15 protein-coding genes are annotated in these 16362 nt (G+C 70.0%); 10 read left to right on the forward strand and 5 right to left on the reverse strand.

Annotation, left to right across the window (positions count from 1 at the left end; genetic code table 11):
• Positions 1–22: 22 nt before the first annotated feature.
• From DDF62_RS03475 to DDF62_RS03485, 3 genes are all read right to left on the reverse strand, one after another.
• Complete coding sequence (locus tag DDF62_RS03475) at positions 23–2263, reverse strand: sensor histidine kinase (protein ID WP_244286690.1); 2241 nt, start codon at positions 2261–2263, stop codon at positions 23–25.
• 253 nt (positions 2264–2516) lie between these two features.
• Complete coding sequence (locus DDF62_RS03480) at positions 2517–3980, reverse strand: DEAD/DEAH box helicase (RefSeq protein ID WP_116487821.1); 1464 nt, start codon at positions 3978–3980, stop codon at positions 2517–2519.
• A gap of 417 nt (positions 3981–4397) precedes the next feature.
• Complete coding sequence (locus DDF62_RS03485) at positions 4398–6590, reverse strand: putative bifunctional diguanylate cyclase/phosphodiesterase (RefSeq protein WP_116487822.1); 2193 nt, start codon at positions 6588–6590, stop codon at positions 4398–4400.
• Between the two features lie 296 nt (positions 6591–6886).
• On the opposite strand from DDF62_RS03485, the gene DDF62_RS03490 reads away from it, so the two are divergent.
• From DDF62_RS03490 to DDF62_RS25495, 7 genes are all read left to right on the forward strand, one after another.
• Positions 6887–7783 (forward strand): EamA family transporter, encoded by an 897-nt coding sequence (locus DDF62_RS03490; protein WP_116487823.1) that lies wholly within the window; start codon positions 6887–6889, stop codon positions 7781–7783.
• Between the two features lie 30 nt (positions 7784–7813).
• A complete protein-coding gene (locus DDF62_RS03495; RefSeq protein WP_165832162.1) occupies positions 7814–8197 on the forward strand; it encodes an OmpA family protein in 384 nt (127 codons plus the stop codon).
• 126 nt (positions 8198–8323) lie between these two features.
• Positions 8324–9364 (forward strand): beta-eliminating lyase-related protein, encoded by a 1041-nt coding sequence (locus DDF62_RS03500; RefSeq protein WP_116487825.1) that lies wholly within the window; start codon positions 8324–8326, stop codon positions 9362–9364.
• Between the two features lie 66 nt (positions 9365–9430).
• Positions 9431–10120 carry a hypothetical protein gene (locus tag DDF62_RS03505; RefSeq protein WP_116487826.1) on the forward strand — a complete coding sequence of 230 codons (690 nt, stop codon included), beginning with the start codon at positions 9431–9433 and terminating at the stop codon, positions 10118–10120.
• On the forward strand, positions 10120–11376 hold the full coding sequence (locus DDF62_RS03510) for a M48 family metallopeptidase (protein WP_116487827.1): 1257 nt from the start codon (positions 10120–10122) through the stop codon (positions 11374–11376). The genes DDF62_RS03505 and DDF62_RS03510 overlap by 1 nt, the downstream gene beginning before the upstream one ends.
• On the forward strand, positions 11373–11963 hold the full coding sequence (locus DDF62_RS03515; RefSeq protein WP_116487828.1) for a hypothetical protein: 591 nt from the start codon (positions 11373–11375) through the stop codon (positions 11961–11963). Before DDF62_RS03510 ends, DDF62_RS03515 begins: the two co-directional genes overlap by 4 nt.
• A gap of 7 nt (positions 11964–11970) precedes the next feature.
• Positions 11971–12129 (forward strand): hypothetical protein, encoded by a 159-nt coding sequence (locus DDF62_RS25495; RefSeq protein WP_165832163.1) that lies wholly within the window; start codon positions 11971–11973, stop codon positions 12127–12129.
• A 31-nt stretch (positions 12130–12160) separates the two neighbouring features.
• On the opposite strand, the gene DDF62_RS03520 is transcribed toward DDF62_RS25495, so the two are convergent.
• Positions 12161–12496: a PRC-barrel domain-containing protein gene (locus DDF62_RS03520; protein WP_116487829.1), complete on the reverse strand. Its 336-nt coding sequence runs from the start codon at positions 12494–12496 to the stop codon at positions 12161–12163.
• 87 nt (positions 12497–12583) lie between these two features.
• Between DDF62_RS03520 and mutT the strand changes: the two genes are divergently transcribed.
• Both mutT and DDF62_RS03530 read left to right on the forward strand, forming a co-directional pair.
• Positions 12584–13012 carry an 8-oxo-dGTP diphosphatase MutT gene (mutT, locus tag DDF62_RS03525; RefSeq protein ID WP_116487830.1) on the forward strand — a complete coding sequence of 143 codons (429 nt, stop codon included), beginning with the start codon at positions 12584–12586 and terminating at the stop codon, positions 13010–13012.
• 45 nt (positions 13013–13057) lie between these two features.
• The gene (locus DDF62_RS03530) at positions 13058–14458 is read left to right on the forward strand and encodes a glycoside hydrolase family 43 protein (protein ID WP_116487831.1); all 1401 of its coding nucleotides are present in this window, start codon (positions 13058–13060) and stop codon (positions 14456–14458) included.
• A 169-nt stretch (positions 14459–14627) separates the two neighbouring features.
• On the opposite strand, the gene DDF62_RS03535 is transcribed toward DDF62_RS03530, so the two are convergent.
• On the reverse strand, positions 14628–15539 hold the full coding sequence (locus tag DDF62_RS03535; RefSeq protein WP_116487832.1) for a methyltransferase domain-containing protein: 912 nt from the start codon (positions 15537–15539) through the stop codon (positions 14628–14630).
• On the opposite strand from DDF62_RS03535, the gene DDF62_RS03540 reads away from it, so the two are divergent.
• Positions 15538–16335: a ComF family protein gene (locus DDF62_RS03540; RefSeq protein ID WP_116487833.1), complete on the forward strand. Its 798-nt coding sequence runs from the start codon at positions 15538–15540 to the stop codon at positions 16333–16335. The genes DDF62_RS03535 and DDF62_RS03540 overlap by 2 nt on opposite strands.
• The last annotated feature ends 27 nt before the right edge of the window (positions 16336–16362 follow it).

A 16362-nucleotide genomic window follows, 5' to 3' on the forward strand; every position in this document is an offset into this window, starting at 1 on the left:
CCCACGGGGAGAGGGGCTTTGGTCAGCAGTCCAGAAGCGCCGTGATCGCGCACTCCACGCCCTCGGGCTTGAAGTCGATGCGCGCTTCGCCCGACAGTTCCTGGGCCAGGCCCCGCTCGATCAGGCGCGAGCCGAAGCCGCGGCGGGTGGGGGCGACCACCGGCGGGCCGCCGCTTTCGCGCCAGCGCAGGGAAAGCCGCGGCACGCCGCTGTAGTCGACGCCCCAACTGATCGTCACCTGGCCGCCCAGGCGCGACAGGGCGCCGTACTTCACAGCATTGGTGGCCAGTTCGTGCAGCGCCATCGACAGCGACAGGGCCGGGCGCGGCGACAGCCGCACCGACGGACCATCGAGCACGAAGCGGCCCTCGCCGCCGTGCAGCGCGACCAGGCGGTCGACCACGTCCAGCAGGTCGGCGCCCTCCCAGTTCTCGCGGGTCAGCACGTCGTGAGCTTCGGACAGGGCGATGATGCGGGCGGTGAAAGCCTCCTGCGCGGCCGGCAGCGAGCGGGCGGCGTGGAAGGTCTGGCCGGCGATGGCCTGGATCGTGGCCAGCGAGTTCTTGACCCTGTGATTCAGCTCGTTGACCAGCAGCCGCAGGTGCAGCTCGGCGCGCTTGCGGTCGGTGATGTTGACGGTGGTGCCGATCATCCGGATCGGCTTGCCCTCGGTATCGAAGAAGGCCTTGCCCTTGGCCGACAGCCAGCGCTCGACCCCGTCCTCGCGGCCAATGACGCGGAACTCGACGTCGTAGTCGGCGCGGATGCGGCCATCCAGCGTGCGGCGCAGCGCCTCGCGCACCGCGTCGCGATCGGATGGGTGAAGGTTGGTGTAGAAGTCGTCGCGCACGACGGGCGTGCCCGGAGCGACGCCGAACATGGCGTAGCATCGGTCCGACCAGGTCAGCACGTCGTTCCGGATGTCGAGGTCCCAGGTGCCGACGTCGGCGGCCTCGATGGCCAGGCGCAGGGTCTCTTCCTGCGAGACCAGCTTGCGGGCGGCCTCCTTGCGCTCGGTGACGTCCGAGCCGACGCCGACGAAGCGCACGCAGGCGCCGCGCTCGAAATAGGCCCGGCCGAACACCTCGATCCAGCGCAGCGCGCCATCGGAGGGGCGGACGATGCGGTACTCGACATTGATCAGCCCGTCGCCGTCCGGGTCGGTGGCCGCCGCCACCGCCGCCAGCACGGCGTCGACATCGTCGGGATGCAGCAGGGCTAGGAAGCTGTCGAAGTCCTGCGGGCCGGGCTCGGGCACGCCGAACATCTCGCAGGATCGCTTGTCCCAGTAGCGCTGGCCGGTGCTGGGGTTGTGGTCCCAGCGGCCCATGCCGGCCGCCTCCATGGCGATGTCGCGGTCGAGGCGGGCTTCCAGCAGCTGGCTTTCCATCCGCTTGCGGTCGGTGATGTCGAAGACGACGCCGGCGTTGCGGTCGGCCTGCCCGTCGGCGTCGAGATAGCAGTGGCCGCTGGCCGCCACCCAGCGCACCGAGCCGTCAGCCTGCACCAGGCGATACTCGTCGGCGAAATCGCCGCCGGTCTGCATCGCCGCCAGGGCGATCTGGCGCACCCGCTCGCGATCCTCGTCATGGACGGCGGGAGTGAAGCTCTGGGCCGGCAGGCCCTGAGTGGCGAAGGCGGGGTCCACCTGATGCAGCTGGGCGTAGCGGGCGTCGCAATAGACGCGGTTGGCCTTAATGTCCCACTCCCAGGCGCCGACGCCGCCAGCGGCGTCCAGGGCCATGTCATAGCGAGCCCGGGTGGCGCGCAGCTCCTTCTCGGTCTCGACCGCGCCGGTGATCTCGACGGCCGAGATCAGCACGCCGCCGACGCCGGTGGGGGCGGCCTGGTCGGGCACCGGGCTGTAGCTGACGGCGAAATGGGCCAGGCGGGCCTCGCCGGCCTCGCGCTCCACCTGCAGCGGCATGCGCTCCAGCGCGTAGCCGCCGCTCTCGCCCGACAGGATGTCCTGGTGGATGCCCAGCAGGGTGGCGCGGAAGGCGTCCGAATGCTGGGTGAACGGCCGGCCCAGGGCGTCGGGGTGACGCTCGCGCAGCGAGGGCGCGTAGGCGTCGTTGTAGATCAGGATCAGCTCGGGACCCCAGCGCAGGGCCATGGGGAAGTTGGTGGCCATCAGCATGTCGACGGCCAGGCGCAGGCTCGGCGACCACGCGTCGCGCGGGCCCAGCGGAGTCCGCGACCAGTCGAAAGCCTTCACGCGCTCGGCCATTTCCCCGCCGGCCAGGCGCGTGAACGCAGGCAAGCTCCGCCCTTCGCCCTGCGGCATGGCGTTTTGTCCCTCCCACCGGCTCCCCTAAAGCCGGGTCCGGCCGAACAATGGCCAGACGGTCCGACGGGTTGCAAGGGAGGGACGCGACCCCTGCGCGCAAGCGTCGCAGTCGGCTCGGCTCAGGGCTGTGGTTTTCGCCGGGAGGGCGAGCCGGCTCGACCCTGGGGAGGGCGCAAAAAAGGCCGCCTCGGGTGAGGCGGCCTTTGAAGCATCGGCTTTTGGTCGATCAGTCGATGGGGCTCCAGCGGGTCTCGACCTGCTGGACGCCGCGCTTGGGACCGCGGAAGTCGCCGCCGGCGGCGGCCGCCTTGCCTTGCCCCTGGCCTTGCCCGCCGGCCTTGCCGCGGCCGCCGTTACGGCCCTCGCCACGACCCTGGGCCTGCTGGCCGCCGCCCTGACCGCCCTTGCCCTGGGCGCTCTTGCCTTGGCCGCCGCCATTGCGGTTGCGCTTGCGGCGCAGTTCCGACGGGACGTTGTTGCGCGGGTCGGCCTTGCGCGGGTCGACGTACTTCTCGGCCGGGGCCAGCTTGTCGGCTACGGCCGCCGCGGCCGCCAGGGCCTTGTCGTTGCGGCGGTCGAAGGACGGGATCTTCTGGCGGGTGGCCTTCTCGATGTCCTTCAGCAGGCTGCGCTCGTCGTCGCAGCAGAAGCTGACGGCGACGCCGTCCTTGCCCTTGCGGGCGGTGCGGCCGATCCGGTGGACATAGGCCTCCGGCACGTTGGGCAGCTCGTAGTTGAAGACGTGGCTGATGTCGTTGACGTCGATGCCGCGGGCGGCGATGTCGGTCGCCACCAGGGCCTTGACCTCGCCGGCCTTGAAGGCCGCCAGGGCGCGCTCGCGCTGGCCTTGCGTCTTGTCGCCGTGGATCGAGGCGCTCTCGATGCCGGAAGCGGTCAGGTACTTGGCCACGCGGTCGGCGCCGCGCTTGGTGCGGGTGAAGACGATCGAGCGTTCGACGGCCTTGTCGGCCAGCAGCTCGGCCAGCAGCGGACGCTTGCGCTGGGCCTCGACGTAGATCAGCGACTGGTCGATGCGCTCGACCGTGGTGGCCTGCGGGGTGATCGACACCGAGGCCGGGTTCTTCAGAAGCTCGCCGGCCAGCTTGCCGATCTCGCCCGGCATGGTGGCCGAGAAGAACAGGTTCTGGCGGTCCTTGGGCAGCTGGCTGGCGATCTTGCGGATCGGCACCACGAAGCCCAGGTCGAGCATCTGGTCGGCTTCGTCGAGCACGAAGATCTCGACGCCGCCCAGGGTGGCGCTCTTTTCGCCCAGGTGGTCCATCAGGCGGCCCGGGGTGGCGACGACCACGTCGACGCCGGCGGCCAGGGCGCGCATCTGCGGGCCGTACTTCACGCCGCCGAAGATGGTGGCGACCGACAGGCCCAGGTGCGCGGCGTAGGCCTTGAAGTTGTCGGCGATCTGGGTTGCCAGTTCGCGGGTCGGGGAGAGCACGAGGCAGCGGAAGCCGCGGCGCGGGGCCGGACGGCGGTCCTCGGCCAGGCGGTGCAGGATCGGCAGGGCGAAAGCGGCCGTCTTGCCGGTGCCGGTCTGGGCGATGCCCAGCAGGTCACGGCCCTTCATGACGATCGGGATGGCCTGGGCCTGGATCGGGGTGGGCTGGGTGTAGCCCTTGTCGGCCAGGGCCTTGAGGATCGGCTTGGCCAGGCCAAGGTCGGTGAATTGAGTCACTGCGGACGTATCTTTCATACGGTCGCGAGACGGCGCGCGCGGTCCTCGCACGGCTCGCCTGGCGGCGGGTCGGTGGGGAGCGCCCCGCGTGATACGGGCGGTCTATGAGAAGCTTTCAGGGCGCTCGACAGGCTGAACCCAGTGGGGTCCGTCACGCGGCTGGAGCACCGATAGCGCCGATTGGCGCGGGGCTCATATCGTATATCGCAGGTGCGAAGTCAAGGGAGAGGCTTGAGCCGCAAGGGTTTGCGGTGGTTAGGCGCGGCTGAAGCACGAGGAACCTCCCCCTGTGGGGGAGGCGGCCGAAGGCCGGTGGGGGGACGTTTTCAGCTTCCGAGGCATTGGCGGGGTCAGCAATCACTCCCCCCACCGATCGCTTCGCGATCACCTCCCCCACAGGGGGAGGTTCCTTTGATGTCACCCGGTCGCCCTTTGGGCCTCGCTGGCCAGTTCGACGGGCTTTACCGTCGAAAACGCCACCACGTCCGAAAGGCCGCGCGGCGTGGCCGTCTCCACCCCCAGCAACGCCGCGATCTCCATCGCCGGCTTGGGGCGGCTGATGAAGTAGCCCTGGATCTCGCCGCAGCCCTGGCGGCGCAGTTCGTGCAGCTGTTCCTCAGACTCCACGCCCTCGGCGGTGGTGGTGATGCCCAGGCTGGCGCCCAGGTCGAGCACGGCCTTGATGATGGCCAGGGCGTCGGCGTCGTCGAGGATGTCGCGCACGAAGGTCTGGTCGATCTTGATCTTGTCGAACGGGAAGCTGCGCAGATAGCTCAGCGACGAATAGCCCGTGCCGAAGTCGTCCATCGAGATGCGCACGCCCAGGGCCTTGAGGTCGTGCAGGATGGCCATGTTCGAGGCGCTGTCCTGCAGCAGCACGCTCTCGGTGATCTCCAGCTCCAGGCGTTCGGCGGCCAGACCCGAGGCGGCCAGGGCCTGGACGACGGTGGCGGCCAGGCGCCGGTCGCGGAACTGGGCGGGCGAGAGGTTCACCGCCAGGCGCACATGCTGGGGCCAGCGGGCGGCCTCGTCGCAGGCGGCCCGCAGCACCCAGTCGCCCAGGGCCCCGATCAGGCCGATCTCCTCGGCCAGGGGGATGAACTCGCCGGGCGAGACCATGCCGCGTTCGGGGTGGAACCAGCGCAGCAGCGCCTCGCAGCCGGTGACGCGGTCGGCTTCCAGGTCGAACAGCGGCTGGTAGAAGAGCTCGAACTGGCCCTCGGCCAGGGCCTTGCGCAGATCCAGCTCCAGCGCCCGGCGGGCCTGCAGCTGCTCGTCCATGGCCCGTTCGAAGAAGTGGAAGGTGCCCTTGCCGTCGGCCTTGGCGCGGTAGAGGGCCATGTCGGCCTTCTTGAGCAGTTCGTCGCAGTCGTGCCCGTCGTCGGGCGAGACGGCGACGCCGACGCTGCCGCCGATCACCACCTGGTGGCCCAGAAGGTCGAACGGCGCCTCCAGGGCCTCGACGATGCGGGCGGCCAGGCGCGTGGCGCCCGACAGGTCGGTCAGGCCCATCTGCACCACGGCGAACTCGTCGCCGCCCAGGCGGGCCACGGTGTCGCCGTCGCGGACGCAGTTGCGCAGGCGCTCGGCGGCGGCCTTCAAGAGGGCGTCGCCGACGGGGTGGCCCAGGGTGTCGTTGACCACCTTGAAGCGGTCCAGGTCGACGCAGTGCACGGCCACCAGGTCCTCGCGGCGCGCGGCGCGGGCCAGGGCGTCCGACAGGTCCTTGTGGAACAGCAGGCGGTTGGGCAGCTCGGTCAGCGGATCATAGTGCGCCAGGCGGGCGATCTGGGCCTCGGCCCGCTTGCGCTCGGCGATGTCCTCGGAGACGCCCAGCAGGTATTCGGGGCGGCCCTCGGCGTCGAGGATGGCGATCTTCTTGGTGCGCAGGATGGCGGTGGTGCCGTCCTTGCGGGGGATCAGGTCCTCCTCGATGACCTTGACCTCGCCCGAGCGCACGACCTCGGCGTCGCGGGCGTGATAGATCGCCGCCTGCACCGGATCGAAGAACGCCTCGTCGGTGCGGCCGATCATCTCTTCTCGGCTGTAGCCCAGGATCTTCTCGCCGGCGCGGTTGAGCAGGACGTAGCTCTGGTCGGACGCGCGCTTGACGAACACCATCGACGGGATGGACTCGACCACGGCGGTCATGAAGGTGCGGGCCCGCTCCTCGTCGGCCTTGGCCTCGGCCAGGGCGTCGAGGTTGCGGCGGTTGGTCTCGCTGGCGGCCTGCAGCAGGCCGATCACCGTGCCCACGCCCAGATAGCGCCCGCCGTCGGTGACGATGAAGCCGCGAAGCAGGTCGCTGGCCCGGTAGGACAGGCTGTCATTGGTGAAGGCGGCCAACTCGACGTCGGCCTCGACGACCAGCGGCTGGTTGTCCATCAGCACTTCGATGGGACGGTTGGCGTAGAGGGCGCGGCCGTACTCCGCGGCCATGCGCAGGAAGAAGGCGTTGCGCTCGACCAGGCCCACGGGGCGGTCGTCGGCGTCCAGCACCGGGATGATCAGGGTGTCGGGCTCCTCGCGGAACCGCTCGTACAGCGTCTTGCCGAGATCTTCCGCCCGCGCCGGGGCCAGGGAAGAAACGGTGTCGCGCAGGGTGAACATCGAAATACGCCTCCACTCGCGAGGGTGAATGGCGGTTTCACACCTAACGAGGTGCTAAACTTGACCGTGAGGACTATCGGTTTCGCGAAAACTTCACGGCCGCGTCACAGTGATTTCGGGCGCGTTTACTGTGAGGCGGATGGCTGAATACTCTGTGGGCTGACGAAGCGGTTCCAGCCTTTCCCCTGTCGCAAAATCCCCGCGAAGGCGGGGAGGCTCGGATAAAAATGGGCCGCGCAGCGGTTCCCCCAGGCATTTCCAAGGCCTAGTTAGGGCCCGCCCGAGGAGTATCCGCCATGCCCAGTTCCCTGCCGCTTCGCCATTTCCTGCTGGCTCTGGCGGTGGTGGCGGTGTGGGGGACCAACTTCGTGGTCATCCGCCAGGCGCTGAACCACCTGCCGCCGCTGACCTTCGCGACCCTGCGCTTCACCTTCGTGCTGCTGCCGCTGGTGTTCTTCGTCAAGAAGCCGGCGGTGTCGTGGCTCAATCTCGCCGGCTACGGTCTGCTGATCGGGGCGGGGCAGTTTGGCCTGCTGTTCGTGGCCATGAAGGGCCACATCTCGCCGGGCCTGGCCTCGCTGATCCTGCAGACCCAGGTGTTCTTCACCATCGCCCTGGCCATGCAGATCAACCGCGAGCGGGTGCGGGGCTTCCAGGTCGTCGCCCTGCTGCTGGCCGTCGCGGGGATCCTGATCATCGCCCTGCACGGCGGCGGCTCGGCCACGCCGCTGGGCGTGGGGCTTGGCCTGCTGGCGGCGCTCAGCTGGGGCTGCGGCAACATCGTCGCCCGCCAGGCCGGGCCGGTGAACATGCTGGGCTACGTGGTCTGGGCCAGCCTGTTCTCGATCCCGCCGCTGCTGGTCATGGCGCTGTGGCTGGAAGGCTGGCCGGCCATGGTCAGGGGCGTGGTCCATGCCGACCTCGGAACCTGGCTGGCGGTGGTCTGGCAGGCGGTGGGCAACACCATGTTCGGCTATGGCGCCTGGGGCTGGCTCCTGGCCCGCCACCCGGCCGCCACCATCACCCCGATGGCCCTGCTGGTGCCGGTGTTCGGCATGAGCGCCTCGGCCCTGCTGCTGGGCGAGGGCCTGCCGGCCTGGAAGCTGCTGGCGGCGGGCCTTGTCCTGGCCGGCCTGGCGGTCAACATGCTGTGGCCGAGGATCCGGGCGCTGCGGGCGGCGCCGGCGGCCTGACGGGGAGGGGCGATGCTGCGCAGAAGGTTCATGGCTCTGTTTGCGGCGTTGGCCTGTGGGCCCCGCGCGCTCGCCAGCTCGTTCGGCGACAACTTCGTTCCGGTGTTCTTCTCCGGTGACACGGCCGAGCTGGACGCCGAGGCGTTGAATGTCCTGGCGCAGGTTCCGGCGCGGTACGCCGCCTCGCGATGGAGCGGCGGCGACAGGCCGATCGTCATTTCCGGCCATGTGGATGGTGATGAGCTTGGAAGGGGCTTTCGGAAGCTGGCCCTCGAGCGGGCGAAGGCGGTGGCCGATCATCTGGCCCAGGCAGGACTTTCGCGCGCGCTTTTTCGGCTGGAGGCGCCGTTGAAGCCGCCCATGTCCACGAGAGGCGTCGAGCCGCGCAATCGCACGGCGCACGTTTCCTGGTAGTGGCCTGGCGTCAGGCAGCGTTCGTCCGGCCTTTGTCGTGAAGCCCCGGTGTCGCGGCGGGTCAGCTCTTGAAATGGCGCCGCCGTCCCGGCATCGAGGCGGCGTTCCTTTTCCGAGTGACCGTCCATGACCTCCGCCCGCTACGACTTCGCCTCCGACAATGTCGCCGGCGCCATGCCCGAGGTGATGGAGGCGCTTGTCTCGGCCAACGCCGGTACGGCTTCGGGTTACGGGACCGACCATGTCAGCCAGGCGGCCGGCGATCGCATCCGCGCGGCGCTCGACGCCGACGCCGAGGTCAGGTTCATGCCGTCGGGCACGGCGGCCAACGCCTTCGCCCTGACCCTGCTGGCCGCGCCGCACGAGGCGGTGCTGGCCCACGAGCACGCCCACATCTGCACCGACGAGACCGGCGCGCCGGGCTTCTTCGGCCAGGGCGTGGGGTTGATCGGCCTGCCGGGCGCCTCGGGCAAGATCGAGCAGGCGGCGCTGGAAGAGGCGCTGGCCCAACCCGACGTCTCCTACCGCCAGCCGGTCGCGGCCCTGTCGCTGACCACGGCCACCGAATATGGCACGGTCTATTCCGAGGCCGCTCTCAAGGCCCTGATCGATCCGGTGAAGGCCAGGGGCTATGGCGTGCACCTGGACGGCGCGCGCCTAGCCAACGCCGTGGCGGCGGGCTTCGACCTAAAGGCGGTGAAGCGCCTGGGCGTCGACATTCTGGTGATGGGCGGCACCAAGGCCGGCTCGACCCCGACCGAGGCGGTGGTGTTCCTCGACCCCGCCCATCGCCGCCGCCTGGACGCGCGGATCAAGCACGCCGGCCAACTGGTCTCCAAGGGCCGGTTCCTGGCCGCCCCATGGCTGGCCCTGCTGGACGAGCACGGCGGGGCGGGCCCCTGGGCCGCCCGCGCGGCGCACGCCAACGCCATGGCCCGCAAGCTGGCCGCGCTGATGCCCTATCCGATCGCTCATCCGGTCGAGGCCAACGGGATCTTCGTGACCATGAGCGACGCGGCGCTGGAGCGCCTGCGGGGCGAGGGGTGGTTCGTCTATCGCTTCCTGGACGGCTCGGCCCGCTTCATGTGCTCGTGGGCGACGACGGAAGAGATGGTGGAGGCGCTGGGCGCGGCTCTCGCTAAGATTGCTCTCGACGAGCCGGTATAGCGGCGGTATCTAGAGCTTGACTGTTTCGGGGGTGAGACAGTCGGGGGCATATCTGGGGGCTCATCCGTGTCTGTTTTCCGTAGCATCGCCGTCACGGCGTGCCTGTTTCTGGCCGCCTGCACCACGACCAACACGCGCCTGGCCGACAAGTCGCCGACCAAGCCGGCGGCGGGCGCCAAGATCCTGATCGTCCAGCCCGACATCGAGTTGGGCCTGCTGACCGTCACCGGTCTCCAGGAGGCCCGCGCCGACTGGTCGACCCAGGCCCGCGACAACATCAAGCGCGAACTGGAAGAGGCCGCCGGCGCCAAGTCGCACGTCTTCCGCTCGCTCGACCCGTCCACCGTCGAGGATCCGCGGGCCCTGCAGCTGCTGCGCCTGCACGAGGCGGTCGGCAACTCGATCCGGGGCTTCAACTACGGCCTCTATTCGCTGCCGACCAAGAAGAGCTTCGACTGGACGCTCGGCGCCGGGACCCAAGGCCTGGCCCAGACCTATGACGCCGACTACGCCCTGTTCACCACGGGCCGCGGTTCCTATTCCAGCGGCGGGCGCAAGGCCGCCATGGTCGGCGCGGCGCTGCTGGGCGTCAGCCTGCCGATGGCCCAGCAGTACGCCTTCACCTCGCTGGTCGACCTGAGGACCGGCAAGGTGGTGTGGTTCAACGTCGCCGTGGCCGGCACGGACTCCGACATGCGCTCGCCCGAGGGCGCGGAGACCTTCGCCAAGGCCCTGCTGAAGGACGCGCCGCTCTGATGCCCCGCGTCCTTCGCCCACGGGCGAAGGGCCTGGCCCTGCTGGCGGCCGCCGTCCTGGCGGCCGCGCCGGCGGGCGCCCAACCCCGCGCCCCGCACCTGCGCCCGGCCGACACCTCCGACGAGGGCGGCATCTGGGCGCTGTCGGAGAAGGCCGAACTCGCCGCCCGCCAGTCGGCCGAACGCAACCGTGATCCGGCCCTGAACGGCTATGTCACGGGCGTCGTCGCCAAGCTTGCGCCCGAGTACCAGGGCGACATCCGCGTCTATGTGATGGACCGGCCGTTCTTCAACGCCCAGATGGCCCCCAACGGCTACGGCGAGGTGTGGTCGGGCCTGCTGCTGCGGGTGGAGACCGAGGACGAGCTGGCCTTCGTGCTGGGCCACGAGGTCGGCCACTTCTCCGAGAACCATTCGATCGAGGCCTATCGCGCCCTCAAGGCCCGGCTGGGCGCGACCATGGCCGTACAGTTCGCCGTGGCGGCCGTGGCCATGGGCGCGGCGGTCAACGCCGGCTCCGCCCAGGGCGCCAGCGACATCATGCGGGCCGCCGGCGCGCTGAACGACCTGCTGTACCTGGGCCAGCTGGCCGCCTATTTCGGCTTCTCGCGCGAGAACGAGGTCGAGGCCGACGGCCTGGGCTTCCAGCGGGCGGTCAAGGCCGGCTACGATCCGGCGGCCGGCGCGCACCTGTGGCGCTCGCTGATCGCCGAGACCGGCGCGTCCAGCTTCAAGCGGGTGCGCGAGCAGGAGGCCCGGGTCAGCATCTTCTCGACCCACCCGCTCAGCAGCGACCGGGTCAAGGCGCTGGACGACCTAGCCGCCAAGACCCCGACCAAGGCCTCCGCCGCCGCCGACCGCAAGGCCTATCGCGCGGCCGTGCGGCCGCACCTGGCCGCCTGGCTGAAGGACGATCTGCGCCGCCGCGACTACGGCCAGAGCCTGGCCCTGATCGACCGGCTGTCGGCCCAGGGCGAGGATCTGGGCGTGCTGACCTTCTATCGCGCCGAGGCCTATCGCCAGCGACGCGGCGAGGGCGACCTGGAGCTGGCCCGCAAGGCCTATGCGCAGGCCGGGGCACATGCCGACGCCCCGGTCGCCGCCTGGCGCACCCTGGGCGACCTGTCGCTGCAGGCCGGCGACCGCCCGGCCGCCAAGACCGCCTACGAAACCTATCTCGCCCGTGCGCCCCAGGCGCAAGACCGCTGGCTGGTCGAGGCCAGCCTCAAGAAACTTTCCGAAGGAAGCGCCACATGATCCGCACGAACACCCTGCGCCTGCTGACGGCCTCGGCCCTGGTCATGAGCCTGTCGGCCTGCGTCAGCGTCACCTCGGCCCCGGCCGGCCCCTACAAGGTGGGCGCGGCCACCGTCACCCTCGGCCACGAGTGGTCGGACATCAGCGCCATCATGTTTGCTCGCCCGGCCAAGGTGCGCCTGCTGTCGATGGACGGCCCGCTGCTGAACCGCCTCTATGTGACCGACGGCCTCGCGCCCGGCGAGTTCATGGTCAAGCCGATGGCCAAGGAGCGCCCGACCCCGACCTATCGCGCGGGCATGGCCCCGACCGAGCTCGTCGAGTTCGTCACCGACAGCGTCGCGGCCCTCGACTACCAGCGCGTCGAGACCGACAACCTGCGTCCGGCCAAGGTGGGCTCGGCCGAGGGCTTGCGCTTCGACCTGAAGGCCAAGACCAAGGAAGGCCTCGACATCTCCGGCGCCGCCCAGGTGGCCGAGGTCGGCGGCAAGCTCTACGTCGTGCTCTATATCGCCCCGAGCGAGCACTACTACGCCGCCGAGCTTCCCGAGGTGGAGACCGTGCTGGGCTCGGTGAAGGTGGGGTAAGGGAAGGGTGAAAGAGCCCGGCCTTCTCGACGATCTGCGGGAAGTGAAGGAGAACTGGCACGACAAGGAGTTCCGAAAGGGGTTCCTGTTCGCGTTCGTGCCCAGAATGCTGCTTTCGATCCTCGCCGGATTTGTCGGGGCCGTGGTGGCTATCCTCTTCCGTTGAGAGATGCCGCCTCATGGCGTCGCGGGCGGCGTCACCCCTCGAAATACCGCTCCACCTGCTCGGCCCAGCCATAGGAGGCCTTCGACAGCTGGTCGCGGTCGTAGGCGGGGCTGTCCTTGAAGCGGTCCTTCGACAGGTCGGTGGCGTAGGCCCGCCCCTTGTCGTCGAAGGTCAGGATCCGCCAGGGCAGGGGGTGGTACTTGCCGCCGGTGAACAGGCCCGCCGGCTCGACGGCGACATAGCGGCCGATCCCGGCGTCGCGGTCGACGAAGACCTCGCGGATCACGCCCAGCTTGTGGCCCTTGGGATCGGTGACCGCGACCCCGATCAGGTCGCCGCTCTTCACCAGCCGATCGTCCAGCGACATGGCGTTCCTCCTTGGCAATGACCCCTGGGCAACGTTCGTCGCCACGAGGGAGTTGCCAGGGTGGGCAAAGCCCGCGATGGATCGGGCATGAATTCGCCAGCCGCTCCTCCCACCGACCGCCCCATCGTCCTGGTCGCCGCCGCCGCTCTGATCGACGTCGACGGGCGGGTGCTGATCTGCCAGCGCCCCGAGGGCAAGTCGCTGGCGGGGCTGTGGGAGTTTCCGGGCGGCAAGGTCGAAAAGGGCGAGACGCCCGAGGAATGCCTGATCCGCGAACTGCACGAGGAGCTGGGCATCACGGTGGCCCAGGCCTGCCTGGCGCCTTTCGTCTTCGCCTCGCATACCTACGAGAAGTTCCACCTGCTGATGCCGCTCTATCTGCTGCGTCGCTGGGAGGGGCTGGTCACGGCCAAGGAGCACAAGGCCATGGCTTGGGTGAAGCCCGACAAGTTGTCGGACTACGAGATGCCGCCGGCCGACATTCCCCTGGTGGCCTGGCTGCGGGACGTGCTTTAACTCAGACAAATCGCGCGAAGGCGCGAAGCGTTTGAGGAAACGACCGTGACGAACTTCGACCCGCAGCCTTCGCGACGCATCCTTCTGGCTGGCGCGGGGGCCTTGGGTCTGAGCGGCCTGGCGGGCGGCGCGCAGGCGGCGGAAGCTGCTCCGCTGGTCAATCCCGTCGTGCGCCAGCGGGCCGACGCCCAGGTCTTCAAGCACACGGACGGCTACTACTACCTGACCGGCTCGGTGCCGGAATACGACCGGCTGATCGTGCGCCGCTCGCGCACCCTGGCGGGCCTGGCCACGGCGCAGGAAGCGGTGATCTGGCGGCGGCCGACGGAAGGCAAGCTGGGCGGCTATATCTGGGCGCCGGAGCTGCACTGGATCGACGGCGCCTGGCACATGTATTTCGCCGCTGGCGACAAGGCCCAGCCGTTCCGCATCCGCACCTATGTCCTGCGCTGCGAGGGCAGGAACGCCCTGACCGGGGCCTGGAGCCTGCTGGGCGAGGTGCAGACCCCGTGGGACAGCTTCAACCTCGACTCGACGATCTTCCACCACAAGGGCGTGCGCTGGTTCTGCTGGGCGCAGAAGGAGCCGGGGATCGAGACCAACAGCAACCTCTACCTGGCGCCGCTGGCCACGCCCCTGACCCTGGGCCGGCCGCCGGTGCGCCTGACCGTGCCGACGCTGGACTGGGAGGTGCGCGGCTTCAAGGTGGCCGAGGCGCCGGCGGTGCTGATCCGCAACGGCAAGGTGTTCATCGCCTATTCGGCCAGCGCCACCGACGACCGCTATTGCCTGGGGCTGCTGACCGCCGACGCGAACGCCGACCTGATGGCCGAGGGCTCGTGGAGCAAGTCGCCGGTCCCGGTGTTTGTCTCGTCGGAGGAGACCGGCGTCTGGGGCCCGGGGCACAACTCGTTCACCGTAGACGAGCAGGGCCGCGACGTCCTGGTGTTCCACGGCCGCGACTACAAGGCCATCAAGGGCAACCCCCTGTTCGACCCCAACCGCCACACGCGGGTTCAGCGCCTCTACTACAAGCCCGACGGAACCCCGGATTTCGGCGTGCCGGCCGGCGCGGGCGAGATTCCCGACCGCTTCTCGCCGCTGGACCGTCCGGGCGCGTTCCTGCGCGTCGAGGATGATGTGGTGAGCGTGGGCGAGGGGCCGCTGGCCACGACCCAGCTGCGCCAGAAGGCCGGGGCGGGCGGGCTCGTGATCCTGGAGCCGATCCTGCGGCCGGGACATGGGCTGAAGGTCGAGGGGGGTGTTGTCGCGATTGGGCCGGGCGACAAGGCGACTGCCTTCAAGCGCGTGAAGGGCCTGGCCGGCAAGGGTGTGTCGTTCCAGGCGCCGGGCGGCGGGCATCTGACGCACCGCGACGGCGCGGTGTTGGTCGGGCCGGCCCGGGATGTCGGAGCCAGGAAGGCGGCGACGTTTCTGGTGAGCTGAGGTTGGAGGTCTCGCCCTTCAGGAAACCTCCCCCTGTGGGGGAGGTGATCGCGAAGCGATCGGTGGGGGGAGTAGATTTCGCATTGCCGGCTCTCCGGAAGCTGAAAACGGCCCCCCACCGGCCTTCGGCCGCCTCCCCCAGAGGGGGAGGTTCCTTACGGTCGCCGCCTTATCCCGCCTTGTCGCCGGCCGGCTGTTCCTTCACCCCCAGCGCATCGGCCAGGCGCATCTTGGCCGAGCCAGGCCGCAGGGGCTTTTGCTGGCTGTCGTGCGGGGCCCAGCCGGTGGCGGTGACGATCTCGAAGGTGGCGGGCACGCGGCCGTCGGGCTCGGCGAAGCGCTCCTGGTAGATTTCCAGCGCCCGGAACAGCAGCTTGCGGGTCAGGGGCTTGCGCGAGCGGTCGAGCAGCACGCTGGTCTCGCCCATGCGGCGCAGGTCCTGCAGCAGGGCGATCGGGTGGGCGTAGCGCACCTTCACGCGGTCGATGTCGGCCACCGGCAGGGTGAAGCCGGCGCGTTGCAGCAGGCCCGCCGCGTCCACCGTGTCGGCGAAGGGCGAGACGCGCATCGAGACGCCGCCCGAGATCTCGTCCTCGGCCGCCATCAGCGACTGGCGAAGCTCTGTCAGGGTGGCGCCGCCGAACAGGGCGCCGATGAAGAGGCCGTCGGGCCGCAGCGCGCGGCGGATCTGGATCAGGGCGCCCACCAGGTCGTTGGTCCAATGCAGGGCGAGGGTCGAGACCACCAGGTCCAGCGTCTCGTCGCCGAACGGCAGGCGCTCCTCGTCGGCGACCACGGTCGCGCCGCCGCGCCCGGCCAGCATGCGGGCCGACAGGTCGGTGTCGATCAGCAAGCCGATCTTGCCGGCGGCGTCGCTTTCCGACAGCGCCGCCCGGAAAGCGCCGTCTCGGCTTCCGAGATCGACGGCGACCGGAAACTCCCGCAGGATCGCTTCCAGCCGCATGACCGCGTCACCCGCGGCCCGCGCCTTGAGGAAGCCGGCCTGGCCGAAATGCGGCGCGGCGCGGTCGAGGCGGGCTCGGAGGAGGTCGCGGTCGAAGAGGAGGGGCGAACTTGTCATGCGGGCGGAACATGGCGATTCCTTCTCCCGATGGAAAGCAGCAGGGCAATGGAAACCCGGTCCACGCTTTACGGCGCTCGGACGCGGCCTGCTCGACCTGGTCCTGCCGCCACGCGCCTTCGACGGCGAGCCGGCCCTGACACCGGGGCTGTCTGCGGGCGCCTGGAGCCGCATCGTCTTTCTCGACGGACCGGTCTGCGACGGCTGCGGCGCGCCGTTTCCCTTCGACCAGGGCGAGCCGCTTTGCGCCCTTTGCCTGGCGCGGCCGAGGGCCTTCGCGCGGGCCAGGGCCGCCTGCCTCTATGACGAACACTCCCGCGACCTCGTCTTGAAGCTCAAGCACGCCGACCGCACCGACCTGTCGGGCCTGTTCGCCCGCTGGATCTCGCGCGCCGCGCCGGATCTGCTGGACGAGGCCGACGCGGTGGTTCCCGTACCGATCCATGCCGCGCGCCTGCTGCGCCGCCGCTACAATCAGGCCGCCGAGATCGCCCGGCCGCTGGCCCGCGCGGCGGGGCGGCCCTATCTGGCCGACGCTCTGGTGCGCAGGCGCGACACCGCCAGCCAGGGCGGCAAGTCGGTCGACGGTCGCCGCCGCAACGTCGCCGCGGCCTTCGCCGTGCCCGAGCGCAGGCGGCCTCTGGTCGACGGAAAGCGGGTGCTGCTGGTCGACGACGTGCTGACCACGGGAGCCACCGCCGAGGGTTGCGCGCGGGCCCTGCTGGCGGCCGGAGCGTCGGCTGTCGACCTGACTGTCGTCGCGCGCGTTACAGAAATGCGAAGCCGTCCTATATGAGGGCGGGAATCCAACCCTTTGGAACCG

Source organism: Caulobacter radicis (assembly GCF_003094615.1).
Classification (GTDB): Bacteria; Pseudomonadota; Alphaproteobacteria; order Caulobacterales; family Caulobacteraceae; genus Caulobacter; species Caulobacter radicis.

What these genes read in the sequence shown, in the direction of transcription:
- DDF62_RS03485 (WP_116487822.1), bottom strand. Translation starts at nt 6,590, where the DNA reads ATGTTCACCCTGCGCGACACCGTTTCTTCCCTGGCCCCGGCGCGGGCG.
- DDF62_RS03490 (WP_116487823.1), top strand. Translation starts at nt 6,887, where the DNA reads ATGCCCAGTTCCCTGCCGCTTCGCCATTTCCTGCTGGCTCTGGCGGTG.
- DDF62_RS03495 (WP_165832162.1), top strand. Translation starts at nt 7,814, where the DNA reads ATGGCTCTGTTTGCGGCGTTGGCCTGTGGGCCCCGCGCGCTCGCCAGC.
- DDF62_RS03500 (WP_116487825.1), top strand. Translation starts at nt 8,324, where the DNA reads ATGACCTCCGCCCGCTACGACTTCGCCTCCGACAATGTCGCCGGCGCC.
- DDF62_RS03510 (WP_116487827.1), top strand. Translation starts at nt 10,120, where the DNA reads ATGCCCCGCGTCCTTCGCCCACGGGCGAAGGGCCTGGCCCTGCTGGCG.
- DDF62_RS03515 (WP_116487828.1), top strand. Translation starts at nt 11,373, where the DNA reads ATGATCCGCACGAACACCCTGCGCCTGCTGACGGCCTCGGCCCTGGTC.
- DDF62_RS03520 (WP_116487829.1), bottom strand. Translation starts at nt 12,496, where the DNA reads ATGTCGCTGGACGATCGGCTGGTGAAGAGCGGCGACCTGATCGGGGTC.
- mutT (WP_116487830.1), top strand. Translation starts at nt 12,584, where the DNA reads ATGAATTCGCCAGCCGCTCCTCCCACCGACCGCCCCATCGTCCTGGTC.
- DDF62_RS03540 (WP_116487833.1), top strand. Translation starts at nt 15,538, where the DNA reads ATGCGGGCGGAACATGGCGATTCCTTCTCCCGATGGAAAGCAGCAGGG.
- DDF62_RS03535 (WP_116487832.1), bottom strand. Translation starts at nt 15,539, where the DNA reads ATGACAAGTTCGCCCCTCCTCTTCGACCGCGACCTCCTCCGAGCCCGC.